This is a genomic window from Sulfoacidibacillus thermotolerans (genome assembly GCF_003144315.1).
Classification (GTDB): Bacteria; Bacillota; Bacilli; order Alicyclobacillales; family SLC66; genus Sulfoacidibacillus; species Sulfoacidibacillus thermotolerans.
Window position 1 is genome coordinate 16215 of sequence record NZ_MPDK01000015.1, and the last position, 23925, is coordinate 40139.

Genomic DNA, 23925 nt, shown 5'->3' on the forward strand with positions numbered 1-23925 from the left:
TATGATCACAAAAAATGAAGCGTTGACTTTGCGTAAATGTCTAGAATCTCTGCAAGGGATCGCGGATGAAGTGGTCCTTGTCGATACAGGATCTTCCGACGAAACAGTGGCTATTGCCCAAGAGTTTGGATGTAAAGTTTATACATATAAATGGAACCACGACTTTGCAGCAGCCCGTAACGAATCATTACGTCATGCAACGGGAGACTTTATCTTAGTCATTGACGCAGATGAATATCTTGATGCAAGAGAAAAAGTAGGACTGCGCGATTTCTTAGCCAAAACGGATGCAGAGGGCATTTTTGTCATCTCAAAGAGTTATCTTGGATCACTTACACATTTAACAAGTGCAGTGCCCATTCGTGTCCTGCGCCTTTTTCGCAATGGGCACTTCTATACAGGCGCCATTCACGAACAGATTGCTGAGTCCATATTAAAAACTGGAAAGCCTGTTGTATCTTATGATCTGACCTTACACCATTTAGGATATACGGATGAATTCTTAGCGCGACGCGCCAAAACAACGCGTAATACCGCATTGCTCGAAGCGGAGCTTCACCGCGATCCCCAAAATGTCTTTCAACGTTCCAATCTCATTGTCGAGTATATGCTACAAAAGGACTGGGTAAAGGCAGAGCGGCTCGCGGAAAAAACATGGCACGACATAAAAAGTACGCCCCCATCCTTATGGCCCAATTTTACTCCGCGAATCGCACTCAATTGGATGACAATTTTATGGGAACGCGGGAAAAAAGACGCTGCACTTCGAACTGGACAAGAAGCGATATACTTCTTTCCTTGGTATACGGATTTAAAGCGTCGATACGCCACGTTTTTAATGCTGCATCATCAAATCGCACGAGCCATTGATATTCTCATGGAATGCCGCGCACAGGGAGATGTAAAACCTGGACTCATCGAATCAATAGAAGGATCTGGAACTTATTTTGCCGCCTATGATCTTGGAGTAGCTTGGGCATTATTGGGGGACGATTTACAAGCACGGAGATGGTTTTTACAAGCGTTTCAAGAAAATACGGCTTTCGAAGCTGCCATCTCCCCGCTCATCATGCTTGCTCCAAATGATCCCCAATTTTTATACGAGCATTTCGAAAAGCGAATTTGGGATACACATACCTACGGAAATTATGCTGAGGCATACGCAATCATCGGATTTGCACAAGCAAAAGAGGTCGTTTCACGTGCCGTACAAGCCTGTGGTGAGACCGAAACCACACATCGCGCGGCAATGGCACTTCTTGTAAACGAAGGAGAAGGACCACTTTCCAACTATGCGCAATTACATCCTGCAGATATCACATGGTTGCTTTTAGGAATCTATAAGTTAGAACAAGGAGATCAAGAGGGGGCACATATTGCCCTACAAAAAGCAGGTCCACGTGGTCATTACCTGCTCCATTTGCATCAATTGTTTCAATCAGATCAACAGGCTACATGGTCACTTTTGCCGATTGCCCGTGACCTAATTGCAATGCGTGCAGAACGCTTCCTTCGCGCTCACTTGCACACAGCCCAAGACGTGGACAGCGCTTGGCTTTTACTTAAATATTCTCCTTTAAAACATCTCTTATTTGAAGTTGAGTGGCAGGGCCACTCTGTCTGGCAGTATGAGATGAATGCTTTGCGTGCCTTACAACAAAAACAATACGACCAAACCGCGATATGGCTAAAAAAAGCGCGCGCCGTTCAACCGACTGTCACTCAAACTGTGATGGAGTGCAATCTGCATTGGGCACAGCAAGATCAGCAAGCCGCGCGGAAATCCTTACTTGCTGGGAAAAAAATCTTTCCACATTCGGAGTTACTCAAACATCTTTCCGCCTTACTATACACAAAAACAGATCCCATCCAAGTTATGAAAAAACTCAGGAACGGAACTTCAAGATAGTTTTCATGATAAAATTTGCATCTTGACGGAGGAACAGTATGACATCGATCTATTGGGAAGGCCCAATGTATTCTTCAGGAAGTTTGGCCCATGTCAATCGTGAACTATGTGCAAGATTAGGCATGCACTCTGCCATCGAATTAGGTATTATCCCCGATAGCCCAGATCATCCCGAAATGTTTAAAGAGAAGAATTTCAATCAATTAACTTCTTTCTATTACCGTAATCTATCCAAAGTAGATTACCACATTCGACAACAGTGGCCCCCAAATTTCTCCGCGCCTCGTCAAGGAAAATGGGTTCTTTTCCAACCATGGGAGTTCGGTTATATACCAAAAACCTGGGTATTTCACGCTTTATATCAAATAGATGAGATTTGGGTGAATAGTCAATATACAAAGAAAATGTATACAGATTCGGGAATCCCCGACGAAAAAATATTTTCCTTCCCTCTAGGAATAGATACAAATTTATATACGCCTAGTGGAGAACACCTCCAATTAAAGACGGAAAAGAAGTTTAAATTCCTGTTTGTGGGTGGAACAATTTGGAGAAAGGGAATCGATATTCTATTACAAGCATACATCAATAGATTCACAAAAAATGATGATGTATGCTTAATTATCAAGGATTATGGCGTTCATTCATTTTATCAAGGACAGACGAGTCAAGAGACAATCCAAAAAATTCAAATGACCCCGAATACACCTGAGATCATATACATAAAAGATGAATTATCCCCACAACAAATGGCGGCTTTATATAGAACTTGCGATGTCTTAGTTCATCCTTATCGCGGCGAAGGGTTTGGACTTCCGATTCTAGAAGCAATGTCTTGTGGGATTCCTGTCATAATCCCAGATCAGGGTCCAGCCGTTGAATTTACCAATAAAAATTGCGCATTGTTCGTACCATCAAAAATTCAAACAGGTACAGAACAAACAGACCTTGTGTCAAATCTAAAGTGGATTGAAGTACAGCCCGAAGTCCTTAGCGAAACATTAAGTCTCGCTCTTAAATATCAAAACACGCTACATGAAATGGGTAGAAATGCGGCGCAGTTAGCACATTCACAGTTTACATGGGAACAATCAGCGGATCACATCCTAAAACACCTAGAAAGTGCGGATTACTCAGATATACCAACAAGATTTCAGCCCAAAGCATGGTATAGCATCGGGCAACACCACTTTTTTAATCAGCAATGGGACGCTGCAGAAGCAGCCTTTGCGAAAGCAATAGAAATCGATGCTCATGATGTAAGATCTGCTATTGCACATGCGAGTTGTCTCATTGAAATTGGGCAACTAGGTCGTGCAGTTACAGAACTACTGACTTTGCGCAAACAATTCGTCCCTGCACCATATCATCAAGAGATTCTTCTCTTACTTGCAAAATCAATGACTAAGTTACAACGTCTTCAGGAAGCAAAAGAATACTGCATAGAAGCTCTTACACGATCTAATAACGAAGAAATCTCATTGTTATTACGTGAAATAGATTCTAAATTAGCAGATCAAAAAAAATTGATTTCATCTGAAGTACACACCCTTGTCCACACAAACCATAGTCAACAATGGATTGATTCACGAATCGAAAAATTAAATAGACAGTTTTTGGGTGTCTATCAAAAAGGAGAGAGAGTTCTTTATTTAAATAGAGAGGGCTTACCCGCGAATCATAAAGTTATTTCATCAGAAGTAGAATATCACGTTTTCAATTTACCAAATTCTGCTTTAGATGAATTAAATAACGGTTCTATTTCGGCATTTTTGTCTTTGATAAGAGAACTTTTTCATCAATTTCAATATCAGGGGATCATTATGGATAAATTTATTGAAACCCTCCCCGTAAAACTAGCATCCCAAATTTTTAGCGCGATCAAGGAACTCGCAGCTCCTAATTTTCGGTTGATTATTACTTATTCTAACGTAAGTACACTTGAACTGTTTGGAGAGTTTTGGGATAAAGAATCCAATGTTCGACCGTATACTGAAGCTCTTCTAAACAAATTACTTCTCCATGCTGGATTTAAAATTAAAGAAATGAGCGAAAGGAATCGTGAAAAAAAGGAGAACTATATCATCGCTTCTCAATATGCAATACCCACATTATGGGAGGCGCCCGTGTTAAATACTTCAGGTTATGCTACGGGAAACCAAAAGTTACTAGAGGCATTACGAGCATATCCTCTATCAATACAGTTAAATCTTAGAGAGAATGATTCTAAACCCGAAGTATATGACGCTGATTTCGTTCAATATATCAAAGCATTGCAGTCTAATAAAATCATACAACCCATCATCCATTACCAAAATGTACCTGCCTATGGTTTTGTGCCACCGAATGCCGTGATCTCCATAGGTCGTACAATGTTCGAGACAGACCGTATCCCAGAAGATTGGGTTTGGAAATGTAATCAACTTTCAGAAATTTGGGTTCCTAGTACGTTTAATGTTGAGACCTTCGCCAAGAGTGGGGTAGATGAAAAGCGAATTAAAGTAATCCCAGAACCTTTTGATTTTGATTTTTTCACTCCATCGAAACTACCACTAGACAAAAAAGCACTACTTCCTGGAATCAAGTCATTTATCTTTTTCTCTAATTTCACATGGTTATACAGAAAAGGGTGGGATGTTTTAATCCGCGCTTATGTCGAAGAGTTTTCAAAATACGATGATGTCACATTATTAATTAAGACCTCAAAAATGCAAATGAATGAATCACCCGAGAACGAGCTAAATAAGTTCTTAAAATCATTAGGTTATACTCGAGAATCAGCCCCTCATATTGCAATGATTGACGGTAATCTTACGGAAGAACAGATTCGCTTACTCTACAATCTTTCAGATGCGTTTGTACTTCCAACTCGCGGCGAAGGTTGGGGGCGCCCATTTATGGAAGCAATGGCAATGGAATTACCCGTTATCGGTACAAACTGGGGAGGAAATACTTCCTTTATGAACAAATCAAATAGTTATCTCATAGAAATTGAGGGTTTAGAGGAAATAGGCCCCGAAATGAGTATAAATTTTTACCAAGGGCATTACTGGGCCAATCCCAGCATAACTTCTACGCGCTCGGCAATGAGAGAAGTTTATTCAAATTACAATACAGCAAAGAATGTGGCAATAAATGCAAGAGAAGATTTAAAAAATAGATTTGACTCACATTCTGTTACTCGATTAATCGTGGATAGAATTCAAGAGTTAGTCAATAGCTATTATGCCTGAGGATGTACTATTGGAGATAGACTGTTTATCTCAACCATTCAACTCAACTGATGAAAAAACTCACCGCTCGCACTTAACGAGCGACAGTCAGAACGTTCACGCTAACGGCACCCGCTTGATAGAGAACTTCGGCACAGGCATCAGCTGTCCCACCTGTCGTTAACACATCGTCAATGAGGAGGATCGATTGACCTCTAACTAGGCGCTCGGCAAGCGACTGCGTGCTGTAACGACGCATAGATAACCCAGTGCGATGGCCTTTCGTGCGAGTGGCCATCGTCTTTGTCGCACACTCTTTGTACAAGCGAAGCGCACGGCGATTGTATGCCAGCTGATTTGAGTGCGAAAGCGCAAATGCGCCACGCAATGACGCGATCCTCTCCTCGCGAGAATGCACAGTCTGGCTCTCGCTTAACACAATTTTCTCTAAAACATGGGCGGTTGGTAAACGCAACTTATTCACAAGATAAGCACTAAGATCTTCTGCTTGATTGAATCCCCTGCGCGTCTGCTTGACGGGATGCATAGGGATCGGCACAATCAGGTGATCTCGTGCATGGCCAAAATGCCGAGTATAAGCTTCACTCAACCACTCTCCTAATATGCGAACGAAACGTCGATCCCCTTGGTACTTAAGCCCTTTAAGTGCCAGTTCTAGTGTTCCCGCATAGCGTCCAAAGGAACGCGCCTCTAAAAACAGGTGGGGAGTTCTTGCACATTCACCACATAAGCCCCCTTGCCCAGAACGGCCACAGGTTCGGCACACCCCATTGGTGTGTTCAACAATGCCTTGTTCACAGCGTTCGCATAATTTGGGTACAAAAAAACGCCCCTGCGGAGTATGCTTAAAGATGTATCCGCAAAGTGGGCATGTAGCCGGGGCAGGAAACAGTAGATCGAGCAGAGCATCACCAAACACCCGTGGTAGTCGACTCCAACTCTTACGCAACGGCCATCCGCCTCATCACTCTGACATCCCTTACACGAACGCAATCCGTTCCCAACCTAAGATCAAAACCGTTGTCACTCTGCATAATAGATTAAGGCAAGCACGCCAGGACCTACGTGAACGCCAATCACAGGATCGAGTTCGATCACTCGCAGGTTTGCATCAGGAACTCTGGTTAAAACTTCATGCTGTAACGCTATCGCCTGCTCAACTGCAGCACCGTGCACAACCGCGCCGTATACGGTTTGCTTCCCTTGCACATCTAGCACAAAACGCGATACGATTAAGTCCAGTGCTTTTTTGTGCGTTCGAACCTTCTCATAGACTTCGATGCGCTTATTACGAAGTAATAATACCGGTTTTATCTGCAAAAGTGTGCCTAAGGCTGCTGCTGCCCCTCCGACTCTTCCCCCACGACGCAAATATTCAAACGTATCCAATACGAAATAGGCACTCGTACGCTCCCTCACTTCCTGCAAGCGCGAGACGATCTCCTCAACTGTTGCCCCGACCTGCGCTCGCTTCGCCGCCTCTATCACTTGAATGCCAAGCGCATACGCAGTCATCCCTGAGTCAACAATGGCGATCTCCCCCGAAACGATCTCACGCGCCGTTTCTGCCGCACGCACAGTGCCACTTAACTCACTACTGATGAAAATGCCTACAATCGCATCATGACTTTCTAGTAGCTTTTGAAACGCTTCAACAAAATCGCCAACCGCAGGTTGCGAAGTCGTTGGAAGCACCTTATGATTTACAAGTTTTGCATAAAATTCGGCAGCCGTTAGGTCGATGCCGTCACGGTAAGCATGCTCCCCAAAGATGATTTGCAAGGGAACCACCGTAATCCCATACTCTGCTACTTCTTGCGGTGATAAATCAGCTGTGCTATCCGTGACAATCGCAATACGCACCTCTATCCACTCCTTTGCCCAACGACCCATCTTGGCCTTTTACAGCACCCGGACCGATTGGCCAAGAGCAAGCCACTCCTCTGTGCCATCTTCCTGCGCGCACCAAGTTTCGTCCATCATATCACAGGTGAACACTTCGTCAATGAGCCAAATGCACAGTTACAAAAAACGCATTCTATACCTCTTCATTCTCTGCCTCTACACCTGCTACATCAAAGAAAAAACGACTGCCTTGCCCCACTTCCGAAAATACCCCGACATGCCCGCCATGTGCTTCCACAAGGTGTTTCACAATCGCAAGCCCTAGTCCTGTTCCGCCAGACTGACGACTGCGCGTCTTATCTACGCGATAAAACCGCTCAAATACGCGCTGTACATCTGCAGGTGGAATCCCAACACCAGAATCCTGTACCGCAAAAACAATGCGGTCTCCCTTACGCTCTGCCGAGAGTGTAATCCGCCCTCCGGCTGGTGTAAATTGTAGAGCATTATTGACAAGATTAATCAACACTTGCCGCAACCGATCACTATCTGCCAATGCGATGACAGGGGTACGCCCGATCACCTCTTGCGTCAACTCAACCCCGGCATCTGCCGCTTGACCAGAAAATGTATCGACAACCCGCTGCATAATCCAGGCCGCGTCAACGGGCGCCAAATGCAGATCGATTTGTTTTGCCTCAATCCTCGACAAATCCAACAAGTCTTCGACAAGGCGTCCAATACGATCCGCCTCATCCTGCATAATTTGTACAAACTGTCGCGCCGTGGCCTGATCTTGCAGCGCCCCATCCAGCAAAGTCTCCGCAAACCCCTTCAAAGCGGTAATGGGCGTACGCAACTCATGGGAGACATTTGCCACAAAGTCACTGCGCATGCGTTCCAGACGACGCCATTCACTCACGTCGTGTAATAGGACCACGGCCCCTGCAATCGCTCCGTTTGACTGTTTAATCGGTGTTACGTGCGCTTCAAGCGTCAGTTCTTGCGGTTTGTGCAATTGCACTTCTCGCTTTTGTACAACCCCATATGCAATTGCCTCATCAACAAGTGAAGCAAGTCCATAGTGATGTCCTGCTTCCCAGTGCCAACGCCCAACCATATCGTCTTCGTTTAAACTGAGTAGGCGTTGAACGGCGGCATTGACAAGAACAATGCGTCCTGCCCGATCAATCACAATCACACCACTCACCAGTGGCTCCATGATGCCTTCAAGTTTGCTTCGTTCTTGCATCGTCTCCTCACGCGCTTCACGCAACAGTTCAGCCAGATCATACACGCGTGACACAAGTAACCCTAAGCGCCCGTCTACCACAGCGCGCGCAGGCAATTCACGACCCTTTGTCGCCGCGTCAAGTACATCTACGAGCGCTTTTTGCACCTGATTAACCCGTCGCTCGCGATACGCACCATAAGCGATCAACAAGAGACAAAACAGCCCAGCGAACAGCCATGGTTCAAGACTCGCCAAAGTCAAGTGCCGTTACTCCCCTCGCACAAACTTGTACCCCACCCCGCGCACTGTTTTAATATAGCGCGGATTTTTCGGATCATCTTCAATCTTGTCGCGCAAATGGCTGATATGCACATCGACCAATCGCGTGTCTCCTGCATACTCATATCCCCACACACCATCAAGCAATTGGTCACGACTCACTACACGATCCAAGTTTTTTAGCAAATAATGCAAAAGCTCAAATTCTCGCGGGGTTAGTTCAATCAACTCTCCTCGCACCGTCACTTCATAGCGACTAGCGTCCAAGTGCACATCGCCTATGGTATAGCTGTCTGCCTCTACACTATTTGACGTAACGGGCTCATCTGCTTTGCGACGCAAGACCGCACGCACGCGCGCCACAAGTTCACGTGGGCTAAAGGGCTTTGTAACGTAGTCATCTGCCCCCATTTCTAACCCTAAAACGCGATCGATCTCCTCGCCTCGAGCCGTTAACATGATAATCGGAATTTTAGAGTTCGTTTGGCGCAATCGCTTGCATAACTCAAGTCCATCGACACCAGGAAGCATAAGATCCAACACAAGAAGATCATAGTCACCCTTTGCAATCAATTCTAGGGCCATGAATCCTTCCTCAGCAGTCTCCACCTCATACCCAGCCATCCGCAAATTGTACTCTACAAGCGTGCGAATCGCCTCTTCATCATCGACCACAAGCACTCGCTCAGCCACAACATCGCCCTGCCCTTCTTTCCATTCTTATGACTCCGCCTGCAGTCGATCAACCAATCGCGTAAAGCGTTTAGCCGCATCCACCCGACGCAATGCCAATTCAAAGGCCTGCAGCGATCCCACGATCACAAGGAGCAACTTTGCACGTGTCATCGCTGTATAAAGTAATTGTCGATATAACATGACAGCATGTTCACGCACGAGCGGCAGCACAACGCAAGGATATTCACTGCCTTGACTCTTATGCACTGAAACGGCATACGCATGAATCAATTGCCCACAATCCGCACGCGCAAGTTCAACTTCTCGCGCTTCTTCTGAAAAGCCTACGCGAAGGGTCAGCCCCTCCTCCTGAATACGAGTAACAAAGCCGATATCTCCGTTATAAATGTCACGCTCGTAATCATTTTTTATATTCATTACTTTATCACCAACACGAAATACACGCGGTCCAACCTGCAAACCCCTGCTTGTTTCCGATAAAATACGCTTGCTAAGTGCTTCATTCAATCGCTCTGTCCCACAGTATCCCTTGCGCATCGGAGCAAGCACCTGTATACCGGTGCGAGCATCAAGCGCCAAGTAAGAGGGTAAACGGCGGGCTGCCAGATCTACAACCAGCGCAGCGACTTGCTTTGGATCTTCTTCCTGAATAAAATAATAGTCGCTCTCATTCGACTTTTCAAAATCAGGAAATTTCCCTTTTCGCACTTCATGTGCTGCTCGCGTAATCGCACTTTGCTCCGCTTGGCGAAACACAAGCTGTAACTCGTGAACCACTGCCATTCCAGATGCAATCACATCACGCAACACTTGCCCCGGGCCAACAGATGGAAGTTGCCATGGATCACCGACCAGTAATAGCCGGGCGCCATCTGGCAGCGCGTCTAAGAGATGCGAAAAAAGCGGGGCGTCAACCATAGACGCTTCATCAATAATGAATACATCTCCCTCAACTCGGTTCCCCCGATTTCGCGCAAATCCATAGTGCCCGTTTCCCTGCTGTCCAACTTCTAGCAATCGATGGATCGTCAAAGCAACCTGTCCCGTACTGTCGGCCAATCGCTTTGCAGCCCGTCCAGTAGGTGCACATAACACGACGCGCAATCCATACTGTTGTGCATCTTCTACAACTTTGCGCACCGTTGTAGTTTTCCCCGTTCCTGGTCCGCCTGTCAATACAACAAGCGGATACGTAAAGATCGCACGTGCAGCTTGTCTTTGCAGCGGTGTCAAAATCTCTCCCACAGCCTTTGGTGCAGGAGTTTCCAGATCATCCCACGCAGCCGCCGTTTGCACCAGTTCGCGCAAACGCAAAGCGATCTTCGTTTCTACACGGTACATGGAAAGCAAATACACAAATAATTCCCCGTTCATTTGTTCAAGTACCACGCGACCATTTGCAATCAAATGGCCCCCAGCAGCAGCCAATTCTTCTTTCGGCAAGGAAAGCAGTTTTTCTGTGCGAACAATCCACTCCGCATGCGGCAACCCCATATGTCCCTCATCGACTGCTTGAGAGAGTGTATAAAGCAGAGCTGCGCGGAGACGATCTGGATCATTTAGCTTCATGCCAAGCGCCCGTGCGATCCCATCCGCCGTCTTAAATCCAATCCCCGTAATCTCTTCTATTAATTGGAATGGATGGTCCATGACCATATCAAGCGCTTGGCGCCCGCCGCCAAACTTTGCCGCCACTTTATCCGCCAAATGCAAAGGCAACCCGTGCGCCCGGAAAAAAGCTCCTAGTTTAGCTACGCCTTCTTGCTCAGCGAAAGCTGTCACAATCGCTTTCGCACGTTTTGCTGTCAGACCAGGAACTTTTGCAATCTCTTCAGGCTGTTCGCGAAGAATATCCAGCGTTTTTTCCGCAAAATGCTCGACAATTCGTTTTGCCGTCTTTGGACCAATCCCCTTAAAACGACCGCTAGCGAGAAACCGCTCGATGCCAAGTAGACTCGTGGGCACTTGCGCCCGATAGGATTCTACGTGAAATTCCCTCCCATATTCAGCGTGAAACTGATACCTTCCGACGAATTCACACTCTGAGCCAAGTGCAATGTCGGAAATCCGACCAACCGCCCGCACAGTCTCCCCGTTTGCCAAACGCACCCGCAAAACAGCATACCCGCGATCAGAAAGAACTAGAAACTGCTCCGCTGTTCCCCGCACCTGAACCGTTGCCATCGCTACATATTCAAATCCCGCCGCACGCCGTCGACCATATAGATGACCCATTCCCCAATATTGGTCGCATGATCGCCGATGCGCTCAAGATTTTGTGCAGCCATCATCAGTTGCGTCGCTTGTTCAACAGAAGCAGGCGTCGAGATCATCAGACCGAGCAAGTCGCGGAAAATCTGTGCATACAAACCATCTACGACATCGTCACGTGTCGCCAAAGTTTCAGCAAGTTTGACATCCCGCCGGATAAATGCCGTAAGTCCGTCGCGCACCATTTTCTCAACTAAATCTCCCATACGCGGAATATCAATCAGCGGTTTAATCCACGGTTGTCGATTCATGCGCAAAACAACCTTCGCGATGTCTACAGAATGATCTGCCATGCGCTCCAAATCTGTGACGGCTTTGAGCGTTGTCCCGAGTGTGCGCAAGTCCCGCGCCATCGGTTGTTGAAGAGCGATCAACTGCAAGGAACGCGTTTCGATGTCGATCTCCATTCGGTCAATCTGATCATCACCTGCGAGAATTTCTTCTGCTAATGCCTGATCTTGATCCGTTAGTGCACGCACCGCCTTAAAAATTGACTCCTCAACAAGCGTGCCCATCTTCAACAAATCTTGTTGTAATGCTTCTAAATCTGCATGAAACTGGCGCCTAGGGTCCACGTTCAAAGCCTCCTACAAGCTCGAAGCCATTTAAAGTTTATCTCAAAGATATGAAGATCTCGTCAATTTATCGTAAAGACCGTCTAATGACCGATCGCATCCACATGTCGAATTTCAGTGTTGGACTATGCATATCTTCCATTATGCACGAAAAAAGAAGGGAAGCATAGCGTCATCCCTTCTGTAAACCGCTCCATTTACTCGATCTTCCCTTTTCTGCTGGATTGCGACATGAGAAGATCTACATTTTAATGGTGAAAAACAGCGAACGCTTGAAATTCCTGCTTTTCCATGCGCCCTTGTCGAACTTGTTCACCCAGTTCCTGTTCGACTGCGCGCAATTCTTTTAAGATCAAAAAGCGCGCTTCTCCGTTCACTGCATCAAGCCACGCATGCAGTAAGCGCTGTTGCTGGAGCTGAAGCTCTTTCACTTCATCCACGAAAATCCCTCCGTACATTTAGTCAATCTCAGTGTACGCCAAGTAGGGGTAGAGAAGTATAAGAGAAAGTAAGTATTTTGTGAAGAAATACGCACGGTTCCTTCATATTGCACAAAGCTATCTCTTCGCTTATGATAGATTTAATTCTAAAAAATAGAGTAGATGAGGTTAGCCAGAATGTCATCTTTGATTGGTCAAAAAATTCGAGAATTAAGACTAGCGCGCGGACTTACACAGACACAATTAGCAGAAGGCATTGTCACGCCAAGCATGATCAGCCAGATCGAGGCAGGCAAGGCACAGCCCTCCGAATCCCTGCTCAAAAAATTAGCACAACGACTCGAAACACCGGAAGAAACGTTATCACTCACTCCGTCCAAAAGCGAAGCCGTGAGCAAACGCATGGAAGTCATCGAAACATGCTTACTCTTTAAGCGCTTCGATGAAGCCGAACAGTTGATCAGCAACTCCTTTGATACCCCTGCTGGCCATGTGGAACTGCACTATTTTCGAGCAAAGTTATATGCGGCGAAACGACAGTTTGCGCTTGCCTATCACACGGTTGACACTGCGCTGACACTGGCCATCGAACAAAGTCGCCACGACCTGTTGCCAGAATTATTTTTACTTCAAGGAAATATCCTTTTCGAAACGGGCGACATCGAAATTGCCCTGCATCTCTTTGACCAAGCAAAGCGCGCATTTGACCGGCGGACGCAACGCAAAGGAATTCTACATGCCAACATCTGCATGCGCCTAGGAGAGTGCCATCGTTTACTCGGCCACGAGCAAAAAGCGCGTGCATGCGCAGAAGAAGCGGCAACAAGTGTGGCCGTTGGCGAACATGCGCTATATCTGGCGCAAGATCACCTTTCACAAGCGTTGCAACTCCTGCAGCAAGGGAAAGAAAAAGAAGCGGGAAGACTCGCTGCAGAAGCGCGTACACTGCACCAAGTTGTACAATGGATTGAATCGTCGCTAGAAGCAGATCTCCTGCGCATCATGCAAATGCTTGAACAAAGTGACTTACAAGGAGCAGATGCGCTGCTTTCTTCCTGTCTGACGCGCGGTTGCTTTGCAATGTCTGAAACACTACACACGCGGCTACAGTTTTTATTCGCTGAATCGCTCGTAGCACATGGTGATTTAGAGACAGCACTTGTGCAAATCGATTCCCTCATCGCTCAAGATCCGAACACACCATCTGTCGAGCGCTTGCACGCATTGACTTTTACGATACGCGCAATCGTCTATCACGACAAACAAAAGTTGATCGCGCTCGCACAGACTGCGCTGCAAGATGCGCTCTACTATCATCGTTTATCACTTGCGGCGGAACTTTCTACTATTGTAGGACGCGCCCATTTACGCATTGGACAACCAGATCTCGCAAAACTCACCTTGGTCAATCTCGATCGACAAATTCACAGTGTCTCTTAGTCCTCCCGCATAATCGCTCCACTTCTTTGCCTAGTGTTCATATGCTGCAACGCGATTGCGACCGCGTTGCTTTGACCCTACGTACATGGCGCGATCTGCGTTACGCACAAGCTCTACCGCAGACTGCGCCATGATCGGATAAACGGCCACGCCAATACTGACTGTCACGTGCAGCGGCAAAAAGGCCGTTTTGCCAATCTGCGCCACAGAAACCGGATGCTGTGCAATCATTTCACGCAACCGCTCAGCAATTGCAACGGCTGAATCTACCGAAACTCCAGGTAAAATCACGGTAAACTCCTCCCCCCCATAGCGACAGACAACATCCTCCGCACGGACAAACTCCTTGATGAGTTGCGCAACCGCCTTTAAAACTTCATTCCCAGCCAAGTGACCGTAAACGTCGTTGATTTGCTTAAAATGATCCAAATCCATGATCAGCAATCCAAGCGTCGTGTCTAAACAGTCCGCATTGTGACACATCCGTTCAAGAATCATATCAAAATAGCGAAAGTTATAAACCCCAGTCAGTTGATCAAGATAACTTTGCTCCTCAGTTCGGGCAAGGCGACGCGCATTCCACAGAGAAATCGCAACTTGGCTTGCCAAAATCTGTGCCATCTCCTGATCACGCCGAGAATACGCTCGATATTCTTTGTGGACAAGCGCTAGCACTCCAAGCGTGTCATCACGATAGATGAGCGGAATCGCAATCATCGAGCGGCCAAAGTCGATCGCGGCATTTGTCTCCTCAGATCGCACGAGAGGCTGGCGGCGCCCGTTTGAAAGCAGCGCCCGCCCATGCAAAAAAGCCGTACCCGCTACCCCTTCACCAGGTTGCAGACGCACAGCACGCATCTGTTCCTCCATTTCTAATGAACTGCCGCGAACGCCGCAAGGAATCAAAACCCCGTCGGCATCAGGACAAAACAAGTAACAGGAAGTCAAGCGAATAATGCGTGGTAGGCCATTGAGTAAAGCCGCGATTACCTGATCTTCACGCAATTCACTACTTAATTCCATCGTCACTTCACTAATGAGTGTAAGCTGACGATTTGCCAACACGAGATTGGAATATAGCCGAAAGATATAAAGGAGCACAACAAACGGCAACCCCAAAAAAATGATCGCTTGTGCTCCATAGGCAACAGCAAAGAAGACAAAGAGTAAGGAAAGAGCGTATTCGACAGCAAATGAAGCGAAATCCCATTTGATCGCGAGAAAAAAATGATCATCGGGTTGTTCAAACATCGCATACAACCAATTGACTGCGTAATTGGAGATAAAGTGTAGAACAGCAAAGACAGTAAGCGGAAAAAGCACCTGGAAAAATGTAGCCAAATGCGTCTGAGGAACAACACCGCCCACAAGCTTGTACCCTAAACTCGCAAACGTTGGCATGAGCATGAACATGCCAATATTTTTAATCGTCCGTTCTATATCCCACATTTTCCCGCGCACAAAATCGCCAATCAACCAAGCTGCAATCAAACTCGCCGCAGTCACAATAGGACCAAACCATAAAAACATGGGAATCTCAATACTAAGAGATAAACTGATCATCTGATCCCCCAATTGGACGGGGGAAACATAGGTTAACGCCAGTAGTACAAACAGCACGCCAAAAAGCAGCCACATGAAAGGGGTGAGCACGGGGAATGGAAAAACAAGCAAACTACTAAACAGCGTGACTGCTGCGGCGGCGTAAAGTACACCTACACTCGCCCAGTAACGCGTTCTCACAATCATCGCTCCCGCTTCCTCCCAAGTAGCGTGGATACACGGGACTCCATCTCTACGCAAATATCTGTGATGTCAATGAGCCCACGAAAAGAAACACGCTTACGCTTTCTGACTTGGAAATAATTCTTCACCCAATTTGAAATCTCCTGCTTTTTCTCCCGCTTTTTTCACACCTCAAAATGTGACAACATACGCAGAACTTGTCGCATGTCCCCCTCATCGTTGATTTTGACGACAAGCGTCTGATCCCTTTGGCTCGTTTCAAGTAAATTGGACACATCTGTCCAACACCGCGCAGTCGAACTTGGAATATAAGTAACAAACGGAAAACGGATCGATAACTTTGATATAATCATCGCCGTTTCATCTGAAGCACTCAAGTCAACAATAAATACATCCTGAACATCTTGCCCCTGGGTATACATCTGTAAAGAAAGTTGCCGAACAAACCACTCAATCCACTGACTGGCATGACCTACAATAACAATGAGATTTGGCAAAAGATTTGTCGTAGAATTGTGGAACTTGCGATTCAGTTGCCACAAAAAAATAATGAGCCCGTACACTGCGAGCAATACAATGACGAGTGAAAGCACATCCATCACCTTCGTCAGTTTGTCTTCATGTTTTCTAGCTTTAGTGTATGCGAGACAGGAGAGAGCGGTGAGAAATGTAAGCGATGGGCAAAAAGCGCGTTTTCTTAGGAGGTCGAATAAAAAAGAGCGCGGGGTACGCGCTCATCCAGACAATTTCTTGGGATTTAGTTCACACCAATTGCAGGCTGTCTACACGTTTCGGAGAGACCGTTTATAGGCCAGCTTGTGCACGCAACGTCGCCGCACGATCCGTACGCTCCCACGGCAAGTCGAGATCTGGCCGACCAAAATGGCCATACACTGCAGTTTGTGCATAAATAGGGCGACGCAAATCGAGCGTCTTAATAATGCCCGCTGGCCGCAAATCAAAATTAGCCTGAATCAACTCAACAATCTTATCATCTTCAACTTTTCCTGTGCCAAACGTATCTACCATGATCGACACCGGATGTGCGACGCCAATCGCATAGGCGATTTGTACTTCGCACTTATCAGCAAGTCCTGCCGCAACAACATTCTTTGCGACATAACGCGCTGCATAAGCGCCTGAACGATCCACTTTCGTGGGATCTTTGCCAGAAAAAGCACCGCCGCCATGACGCGCATAACCACCATATGTGTCAACGATAATCTTGCGCCCGGTGAGACCCGCATCACCTTGCGGACCACCAATGACAAAACGGCCGGTTGGATTGATAAAGTACCGCGTCTGATCATCCAGTAAATGGGCAGGAACAACTTCTTTAATCACTAACTCCCGCAAATCACGTTCAATCGTTTCTAAGTCCACTAGCGGATGATGCTGTGTCGAAATGACAATCGTATCAACCCGAACAGGCCGATTGCCCTCGTACTCAACAGTCACTTGCGTCTTTCCGTCTGGGCGCAGATAGCTGACCAAACGGTCTTTGCGCACTTGTGCTAAACGCCGTGCAAGACCATGAGCAAGTGAAATGGGAAGAGGCATGAGATCTTCCGTTTCATTGACGGCAAGCCCAAACATGAGACCTTGATCGCCAGCGCCAATCGCATCGAGATCTTGATCGGTCTCTTCTCCTCGCCGCGCCTCAAGTGCCTTGTTAACTCCCATCGCGATATCTGGAGACTGTTCGTCAATCGAAGTGATCACGGCGCAGGTATCTGCATCAAACCCAAACTTCGCCCGCGTATATCCGAGTTTGCGAATCGTGTCGCGAACAACATGCGGAATGTCCACATAGCCTTCTGTTGTCACTTCCCCGGCAACAAGGACAAGACCAGTTGTCACAGACGTCTCACAGGCGACACGAGAGTATGGATCTTGTTGTAAAAAAGCATCGAGTAACGCATCAGATATCTGATCGCAAATTTTATCAGGATGACCCTCAGTTACTGATTCAGAGGTAAATAACTTCCGGTTGGTCAAATCGATTGCACCCCCATACCATCGCGCTCGCCTCTCTTTGCAGAGACCACTGATACTGTATTACAGTCACGCCACGGTGTCAATGAAAAGGGGGGACAAGGATCTGCCGAACTCGTAAATCTGCAGTTCCTTGTCGCAGTCGTACAATTGACACTTACGATTTAACTTTCTTGCGTCTTCTGCGTTAACGCCATTTCCCCAAATGCCACCAATTTGCGCGTCATGTGTCCACCGACTGTACCTGCGTCTTTAGTTAAAATATGCCCCCAATAATCTTCACTGCCTTTGTATACAGGCAAACCAAGCTCAGCTGCAATCTCATATTTCATCTCATCAAGCGCCTTATGCGAGGCCTTTATGACCTGCGTAAATCCACTAGCCATCGCTACTTCCCTCCCAGAAACAGATGATGTTCGCTTCCGGCGACATCCCTATCCTGTGCAGTTAGAAGGGAATTAGGACGTTAACTATTGGCATCCTCCCCAACTTCTCTCAAAGCGAACGATCTCGTCCATCGTCTACATCCAATGCGCCAGTACGACTTTCCCATGCACTAAAATGCGGGTTCCGCTAGATTCTTATGCAAAATGAGCGCAGCGATCACCGCCATTCCACGCTGGTCTGGGAGCCAATAACTGACTTCTTGACCCGTGCTAAAGTTACCAGGAACCGAATGCGCGTGATATTGTAATAAGGGGTGTACCATTTCATAGGAAAGAAAAATGTCACGCCCTGATAGTTGCGGATCAAGCGTCAGCATCACCCGTCGAAAGATTCCAAACGGGAGTCTTGACGCTAGTTGCACAGCGCTGCGCATAAAACGCTCTTGTCGATGTACGCGCCCAATGTCACCAAGTGGTTCATGGCGAAAACGCACGACTGTCAACGCTTCAGTCGGGCTCAACACATGAGTTCCTGGGGCTAACGCCACATCCCCCTCAGGCGCTCTCATTGGACGGTCCACTTTAAACAAGATCCCTGGGACTAGATGCAAAGCCTGGCGAAAACGCGCAAAATCAAGCACGAGCACATCGTCAACATGAATCCCTGTCAAATTGCTCACTGCTTCAGCTAATCCTGTGCGATGACGCAACAAGTACATACCGTTGATTTTTGTATACCCAGAATGCGGAATATAGATTCGTGTATCCCGAGGAATGTGCAGTGCATCGACAACGCCACTACCTAGCTGTGAACTCAAAAGGATTAGCGCATCTGCATGCGCATCAGTTTGACGATTGGGATCATGGCTCGTCGCATCGCGATCAAGTCCCGCAATTAACAGTGTATATCGCGCAGAAGAGAGAGACGTGTGTGCATCCACCGGCGCATGTAATATACAAGTGACGAACAGCATCGCCAAAAGGGACAGCAACTTTGCTCTTCGCGATGCACATGCCAAACTCGATACAACTCCTTTATCGATCGTCCTAGCCAATCTCCTTACTCTTTCCTTCACCTTCGCCGTTCACGTGCATCGCGCCACGAAGCAAAAGCGAACTGCGGCAACACCAACTGACGGCGCCAACGACTGGGTTCGCGCAGTAAACGATAAAACCATTCTAAATGGAGTTGTTGCAACAAAACAGGTGCGCGTTTGACCGTCCCCCCGAGGACATCAATTACGCCCCCTATGCCCATTGCGAGTGGAACGCCCAACCGTTCTTTGTAATCTGCGATAAATTGCTCCTGACGCGGTTGCCCTAACCCGACAAATAAGACATCTGGTTTTACCTCAAGAATATCAGCAAGCACAGTTTCAATTTGATCAGGAGTAAAATACCCGTTTCTCCCGAAAATATTCAATCCAGGATAACGCGCGCGCAAAACCTGTAATGCCCGTTGCAATGACGTTTCAGAAGCCCCCAGAAAATATACACACAACTGTTGATCATAAGCATAAGAAAGTAAACGTTCAGTAAGCCAAATTCCGGTCACACGATCTGCTAACGGTTGCCCATACCATCTTGAGGCAAGCACAATCCCGATTCCGTCTGGCGTGATGAGGTCTGCCGCCGAAACGAGTGCGCGTAAAGCAGGCTCACTTTTTAAACGCATGACAAATTCTGGTCCTGCCGTAATCACCATATGCGGTTTGTGAGCGCCAATAAACTCTATACAGCGAGCAAATACTTGCTCATCGGTCAGGCGCGAAAAAGGCACGTCGAGAATTTCGATCTGTTCCACGTCACATCAAAACTCCTTGCTCTACCTCACACCCTGCTTTATCGCTCGCGCGACGACTGCTCCGATGCCTTGGCATTTTCCTTAGATGGAACAACAGCTGTGTCAAAAGCCATCCATTCACGACGCCATTGCTTCAATCCATCATCATCGAGGTAAAAATACCACAGACCATCTGTAGGGTCTACTTTATTCTTACCACGTAATCCTTCAGTCGTAACGGTCCACTTCGAAGTCAGTGCAATTTTTGCCACTTCACTAAGTAATGCAAATTCGGACAAATCGCTGCGAATATGGCGGCTTAGTCGCGGCAACGCCATACCAAGCGCCCACCAGCGTTCAATCGGAATGGGTGTGCTTGCAATCGCATGTAATAAATTGCGTTGTCTTTGCATACGCCCCGTATCTGCAAATGCATCATGGCGAAAGCGGACATAATCAAGCGCCTCTTTCCCATCAAGACGCTGTTGCCCAGGCCTTAAGTGGATATGCGTCCCATCTGTTGCATCATCATAATCGAGAGCTTTCTCCAGATGGACTTGAACACCACCAAGTACATCAATTAATTCAATAAACCCTGCAAAATCGACAACCACTGCGTGGTCGATCGGCACGCCAAAGACACGCTCAACCGTATGTTTTAAAAGCGGTAGATCGCCAAATGCCAAGGCGTGGTTAATTTTCGTATATCCATACCTCGGAATATAGACTCTCGTATCACGCGGGAGAGAGACAACGAGTGCCCTTTTTTGCGCAAAATGAATGCGCGTCAACAGCATGGCATCAGAGCGTGCAGCCTCCCCATGACGGGAATCCGTCCCGATTAACAGAACCGTAGATGGATCGCGCACTTGATTCCCTTGTGCCAAATCTTCAAGCGCCTGCCGCAGACGATTCTCTAAAAGTTGCTCTGGATCTGGCGGAACGGTCTTTACAAACCCCTGCAATTGACGTTGTGTAGTCACTGTATTCCCGCTTCTTCCGGTAAACTGCACATGTACGGCAGGATTGTAGACGCGTGCGGAGACGAGTATGCCACCTATCGCAACCACAAAAACGACAAAAATCGCCCATACACCGTTTCGCCCATGCACATCAACGCCCTCCGGTCCCATGTACTCACCATGTAGAGTAACCAGGAGAAAAGCAGATCATCCAAGAAAAAAAAAAGCCACCAAATGGTGGCTGTAGAACGGGAAATATAAGTCAATTATAAGCGGACAAGCGATAATCGAAACTATACGATACAATAAATAATTGCACACAACAAAAGCCTGGATCTGTGCTTCACGCATTTCTGAATAAGACCACAAGCTCTTGTTAAACCTATCTTACTCAATTCGACAGAAAGTGACAAGCCCTTGACACAAATTTTATTTCAGCTTAGGATTTATTATTCGCGATTCGACTACATGTGGCCAACTCCAGTTAGCGTAGGTTGTAACAAATCCGTAAAGACGATCGGACCCTTTACCCCATCTACGTTGACACTCGGTGCTTGGTACGTCTGCCCTGAGGTATAGATCGTACCACCAGGTCCGCGCAATTCATACTCAATCTGTAGAGTGGAGACTCCAGATACTGAGATTGAAAACGATGCAGGGGCACTCCCACCTTGTACCCATCCTGTCGAACCAATAGTTTTGCCATCGCCTACAAAAACAAGCTCTGCCGCCCCATTAAAATTTCTGGTCAAATCATCCACGGCAAACATTCCAGACAGGGTTTGTGCTTGTCCATTGAGTGGATACGTAAGTTCTGGTATCACGGCGGACTCAGAACTGTTCACACCCCACTCAATCGTCGAATTTCCTGAATACACCTTGCCAAGCACGGTCGGCGCATAGTATCCACTGAGTTTTTCATCTGGATATAAACTTGGATTGCTAAAATCACCACTTACAGCACTCGGTGTTAGTGAAGTGAGCAGAGTCCCTGAGGACGCTTGCGAGGAAGCTTGTGAAAAGTCGACATTCCCCGCTGCATCGACCGTAGGAATCAAGCCACTCGCAGTTTCATATGCTGCATCTGCGGCAGGAACACCAAGCACCCCGGTGCTCGTCACCACACCATTTGGCATCTGCTGACCATTGATCACCACCGTGAGCGGGGTAAGATGAGCGCCTGTATCCGCAGAATTTCTTGTTACGACTACTTTTGGCGTGCTGTTTACCCAATTCACTGCAGCTCCTAGCCCGTGCCCCACGGTCGAAATAGGAACGTATACGTTTTTGTTGTATATGAACGGCTCTGCACTTGTCTCAATCGTCTTCCCGTCAACAATGAGCTGAATATTGTGAAAAGATGCTTGAATTTGCTCAATCCCCACACTCGCATAGGACACGCTGCCAAATAGAAGAGCACTCGTCAAAACTCCTAATACCACACTGACCCGCTGTTTCACTAGGACCTCCACCTGGTTCAAAAATCCCGCAGTCTAGCTAAATCCAACCGCGAAACCAGGTTCCCTCCCTTCTCTAGTAAGATCATTTCAGTTTGTTTTACGTTCACGCTATTCGCTATGAACACGGACGTCAAGAAAATCCGCATTTGCTATAGTTCCTGCCGGAACCGCCTGTCCCATCGTGTAAACTGTCCCATTTGCCGTCTTTACAGCAAGAGCGGCAGTCAATAAGTGAATTCCTGTCACATTAACAGCGACCGGCGTAGCGGCCTCATTGGATGTCATCCAAGGCGATTGATATAACTGCTGTCCATCCCCTAATAGTGTCAATTGTACAGCATCCGGACTAGATACCATACTATCCATCCCAAAGACTCCATCTAGCGCACGATACCGACCGCGCAAATTGTATGTAATCCCGGGAACGAGCGATGGAGAAAGCGTCGGAGCCCAAACAATAGACTGTCCACTCGCACCTGGAAAGAGCTGTTTCCCAATTTGTGCGAATCCATCTGACCATCCCGTTGCTGGTCCAAAATTGCCTTGCGCCCACATCGCAAAATCACCGTAATCGCGAACAACCGGAAAATTCACTAGAGGTAAGCCCGTCCCATCTCCCTGTCCAATATAAAAGGTATGTGTCTGTGCATCATAGTCATATGGTTCACCCATGAGATTCGCCAAGGCAACCGGCGATTCATAGACTTGTCCATCATTCGATGTCAGATGAGTGTTCCCATACCAAAGAACGGGAGAATCATCATAAGAAAGCACGCCTTCAGTAATTTTCGTTTGCGTGGGATCTGTTACGACTACATCATCTTTCCCCTCAACCCACTGCACACGTGCACCCAAGCCCTGCCCTACTGTACTGATAGGTACATAGACATTTTTCTGATAAATAAATGGCTGCGCAAGCGTAGGAATCACCTTGCCATTTACCTCAATCTGAATATTTGCATACCGCACACGGATCGCCTGTACTCCCGTACTCGCAAACGTGATCCCGCCAAACACCATGCTTCCGATCAGTAATCCTGTGCCGTAACCGGAAAATAAACGCACCACTCGCTTCACAGTTTCAGCCTCACTTCAAGTTCTATTTCGCTCAACCCAGATATTTTCCCAAGGTTCTCTCGCTATTCTCATCATACTTGATCTATCATAGAGCGACAATGTGGTTTTGACTCAACCTTTTTCAAAACGAAAAGAGAGCCGATCATTGAGATCGATTCAGACTTATAGTTCGACAAAACAAGTCGATTTTTGGGGGTTACACGGAATCGTCGTCGAGATTTTCAGAAACGTGCTACGAGTATAACAATAAAGTAGAAATCGTTTGACATTTTAAGACGTCAATGCTATGCTAAGTTCGCAAGTAAATTATGCAAGTACGTAAGTGTACTTCTGTAGGGGGCTTCTCCAATGCAAGGAACAGTGAAATGGTTTAACAGCGAGAAAGGCTACGGGTTTATCCGTGTCGAAGGCGGCAATGACGTGTTTGTTCATTATACCGCAATTAACGGAGATGGCTATCGTACGCTTGAAGAAGGTCAACAAGTGGAGTTTGACATCGTCGAAGGACAACGTGGACCACAGGCTGCTAATGTGAGTAAGCTGTAAGGTAAACCCTTAAGCGATACTTTCTATAACTTAAAACACCTCCGGATA

The 23925-nt window shown here is 47.0% G+C and carries 21 protein-coding genes; 5 read left to right on the plus strand and 16 right to left on the minus strand.

Going from position 1 to position 23925, the window contains the following annotated elements; genetic code table 11:
* Window position 1: 1 nt before the first annotated feature.
* Together BM613_RS09365 and BM613_RS09370 are read left to right on the plus strand one after the other, a co-directional pair.
* Window positions 2-1909, plus strand: coding sequence for a TPR domain-containing glycosyltransferase (locus BM613_RS09365; RefSeq protein WP_181363015.1), 1908 nt, complete (start codon window positions 2-4; stop codon window positions 1907-1909).
* Between the two features lie 38 nt (window positions 1910-1947).
* Complete coding sequence (locus BM613_RS09370; RefSeq protein WP_109430922.1) at window positions 1948-5142, plus strand: glycosyltransferase; 3195 nt, start codon at window positions 1948-1950, stop codon at window positions 5140-5142.
* 73 nt (window positions 5143-5215) lie between these two features.
* Here BM613_RS09370 and BM613_RS15330 read toward each other — a convergent pair whose 3' ends face one another.
* From BM613_RS15330 to BM613_RS09405, 7 genes are all read right to left on the minus strand, one after another.
* Window positions 5216-6091, minus strand: coding sequence for a ComFC family protein (locus BM613_RS15330; protein ID WP_219930669.1), 876 nt, complete (start codon window positions 6089-6091; stop codon window positions 5216-5218).
* 74 nt (window positions 6092-6165) lie between these two features.
* On the minus strand, window positions 6166-7005 hold the full coding sequence (locus BM613_RS09380; protein ID WP_181363016.1) for a DegV family protein: 840 nt from the start codon (window positions 7003-7005) through the stop codon (window positions 6166-6168).
* 175 nt (window positions 7006-7180) lie between these two features.
* Window positions 7181-8482, minus strand: coding sequence for a two-component system histidine kinase PnpS (pnpS, locus tag BM613_RS09385; protein WP_109430924.1), 1302 nt, complete (start codon window positions 8480-8482; stop codon window positions 7181-7183).
* 6 nt (window positions 8483-8488) lie between these two features.
* Window positions 8489-9193 (minus strand): response regulator transcription factor, encoded by a 705-nt coding sequence (locus tag BM613_RS09390; protein ID WP_109430925.1) that lies wholly within the window; start codon window positions 9191-9193, stop codon window positions 8489-8491.
* Between the two features lie 27 nt (window positions 9194-9220).
* The gene (gene recD2, locus BM613_RS09395; protein ID WP_109430926.1) at window positions 9221-11431 is read right to left on the minus strand and encodes an SF1B family DNA helicase RecD2; all 2211 of its coding nucleotides are present in this window, start codon (window positions 11429-11431) and stop codon (window positions 9221-9223) included.
* Window positions 11383-12042 (minus strand): phosphate signaling complex protein PhoU, encoded by a 660-nt coding sequence (gene phoU, locus BM613_RS09400; RefSeq protein WP_109430927.1) that lies wholly within the window; start codon window positions 12040-12042, stop codon window positions 11383-11385. The genes recD2 and phoU overlap by 49 nt, the downstream gene beginning before the upstream one ends.
* Window positions 12043-12290: 248 nt before the next feature.
* Window positions 12291-12482 (minus strand): hypothetical protein, encoded by a 192-nt coding sequence (locus BM613_RS09405; RefSeq protein ID WP_109430928.1) that lies wholly within the window; start codon window positions 12480-12482, stop codon window positions 12291-12293.
* Between the two features lie 177 nt (window positions 12483-12659).
* Between BM613_RS09405 and BM613_RS09410 the strand changes: the two genes are divergently transcribed.
* Entirely contained in the window at window positions 12660-13922 is a 1263-nt protein-coding gene (locus BM613_RS09410) for a helix-turn-helix domain-containing protein (RefSeq protein WP_181363017.1), read from the plus strand.
* 30 nt (window positions 13923-13952) lie between these two features.
* Here the strand turns inward: BM613_RS09410 and BM613_RS09415 are convergent, their stop codons facing one another.
* Window positions 13953-15671, minus strand: coding sequence for a GGDEF domain-containing protein (locus BM613_RS09415; protein ID WP_109430930.1), 1719 nt, complete (start codon window positions 15669-15671; stop codon window positions 13953-13955).
* 161 nt (window positions 15672-15832) lie between these two features.
* Window positions 15833-16261 carry a hypothetical protein gene (locus BM613_RS09420; protein ID WP_109430931.1) on the minus strand — a complete coding sequence of 143 codons (429 nt, stop codon included), beginning with the start codon at window positions 16259-16261 and terminating at the stop codon, window positions 15833-15835.
* A gap of 67 nt (window positions 16262-16328) precedes the next feature.
* Between BM613_RS09420 and BM613_RS15075 the strand changes: the two genes are divergently transcribed.
* Entirely contained in the window at window positions 16329-16478 is a 150-nt protein-coding gene (locus BM613_RS15075; protein WP_181363019.1) for a hypothetical protein, read from the plus strand.
* Here BM613_RS15075 and metK read toward each other — a convergent pair.
* The 7 genes from metK to BM613_RS09455 form a co-directional block, all read right to left on the minus strand.
* On the minus strand, window positions 16473-17666 hold the full coding sequence (gene metK / locus BM613_RS09425; RefSeq protein WP_109430932.1) for a methionine adenosyltransferase: 1194 nt from the start codon (window positions 17664-17666) through the stop codon (window positions 16473-16475). The genes BM613_RS15075 and metK overlap by 6 nt on opposite strands.
* Window positions 17667-17827: 161 nt before the next feature.
* Window positions 17828-18049: an alpha/beta-type small acid-soluble spore protein gene (locus tag BM613_RS09430; RefSeq protein ID WP_109430933.1), complete on the minus strand. Its 222-nt coding sequence runs from the start codon at window positions 18047-18049 to the stop codon at window positions 17828-17830.
* 170 nt (window positions 18050-18219) lie between these two features.
* Complete coding sequence (locus tag BM613_RS09435; RefSeq protein ID WP_146192786.1) at window positions 18220-19104, minus strand: LCP family protein; 885 nt, start codon at window positions 19102-19104, stop codon at window positions 18220-18222.
* A 17-nt stretch (window positions 19105-19121) separates the two neighbouring features.
* The gene (locus BM613_RS09440) at window positions 19122-19853 is read right to left on the minus strand and encodes a WecB/TagA/CpsF family glycosyltransferase (RefSeq protein ID WP_109430935.1); all 732 of its coding nucleotides are present in this window, start codon (window positions 19851-19853) and stop codon (window positions 19122-19124) included.
* A 38-nt stretch (window positions 19854-19891) separates the two neighbouring features.
* Window positions 19892-20965 (minus strand): LCP family protein, encoded by a 1074-nt coding sequence (locus BM613_RS09445; protein ID WP_109430936.1) that lies wholly within the window; start codon window positions 20963-20965, stop codon window positions 19892-19894.
* A gap of 293 nt (window positions 20966-21258) precedes the next feature.
* Window positions 21259-22254 carry a stalk domain-containing protein gene (locus tag BM613_RS09450; protein WP_181363021.1) on the minus strand — a complete coding sequence of 332 codons (996 nt, stop codon included), beginning with the start codon at window positions 22252-22254 and terminating at the stop codon, window positions 21259-21261.
* A 108-nt stretch (window positions 22255-22362) separates the two neighbouring features.
* Window positions 22363-23331: an NPCBM/NEW2 domain-containing protein gene (locus BM613_RS09455; protein ID WP_109430938.1), complete on the minus strand. Its 969-nt coding sequence runs from the start codon at window positions 23329-23331 to the stop codon at window positions 22363-22365.
* A 348-nt stretch (window positions 23332-23679) separates the two neighbouring features.
* Here BM613_RS09455 and BM613_RS09460 point away from each other — a divergent pair, with 348 nt between their 5' ends.
* Complete coding sequence (locus BM613_RS09460) at window positions 23680-23877, plus strand: cold shock domain-containing protein (RefSeq protein WP_109430939.1); 198 nt, start codon at window positions 23680-23682, stop codon at window positions 23875-23877.
* Window positions 23878-23925: the final 48 nt, after the last annotated feature.

Coding starts and splice junctions, on each gene's coding strand:
- BM613_RS09365 (WP_181363015.1), top strand. CDS start 2: ATGATCACAAAAAATGAAGCGTTGACTTTGCGTAAATGTCTAGAATCT.
- BM613_RS09370 (WP_109430922.1), top strand. CDS start 1,948: ATGACATCGATCTATTGGGAAGGCCCAATGTATTCTTCAGGAAGTTTG.
- recD2 (WP_109430926.1), bottom strand. CDS start 11,431: ATGGGTCATCTATATGGTCGACGGCGTGCGGCGGGATTTGAATATGTA.
- BM613_RS09410 (WP_181363017.1), top strand. CDS start 12,660: ATGTCATCTTTGATTGGTCAAAAAATTCGAGAATTAAGACTAGCGCGC.
- BM613_RS09415 (WP_109430930.1), bottom strand. CDS start 15,671: ATGATTGTGAGAACGCGTTACTGGGCGAGTGTAGGTGTACTTTACGCC.
- BM613_RS09430 (WP_109430933.1), bottom strand. CDS start 18,049: ATGGCTAGTGGATTTACGCAGGTCATAAAGGCCTCGCATAAGGCGCTT.
- BM613_RS09445 (WP_109430936.1), bottom strand. CDS start 20,965: ATGGGACCGGAGGGCGTTGATGTGCATGGGCGAAACGGTGTATGGGCG.
- BM613_RS09460 (WP_109430939.1), top strand. CDS start 23,680: ATGCAAGGAACAGTGAAATGGTTTAACAGCGAGAAAGGCTACGGGTTT.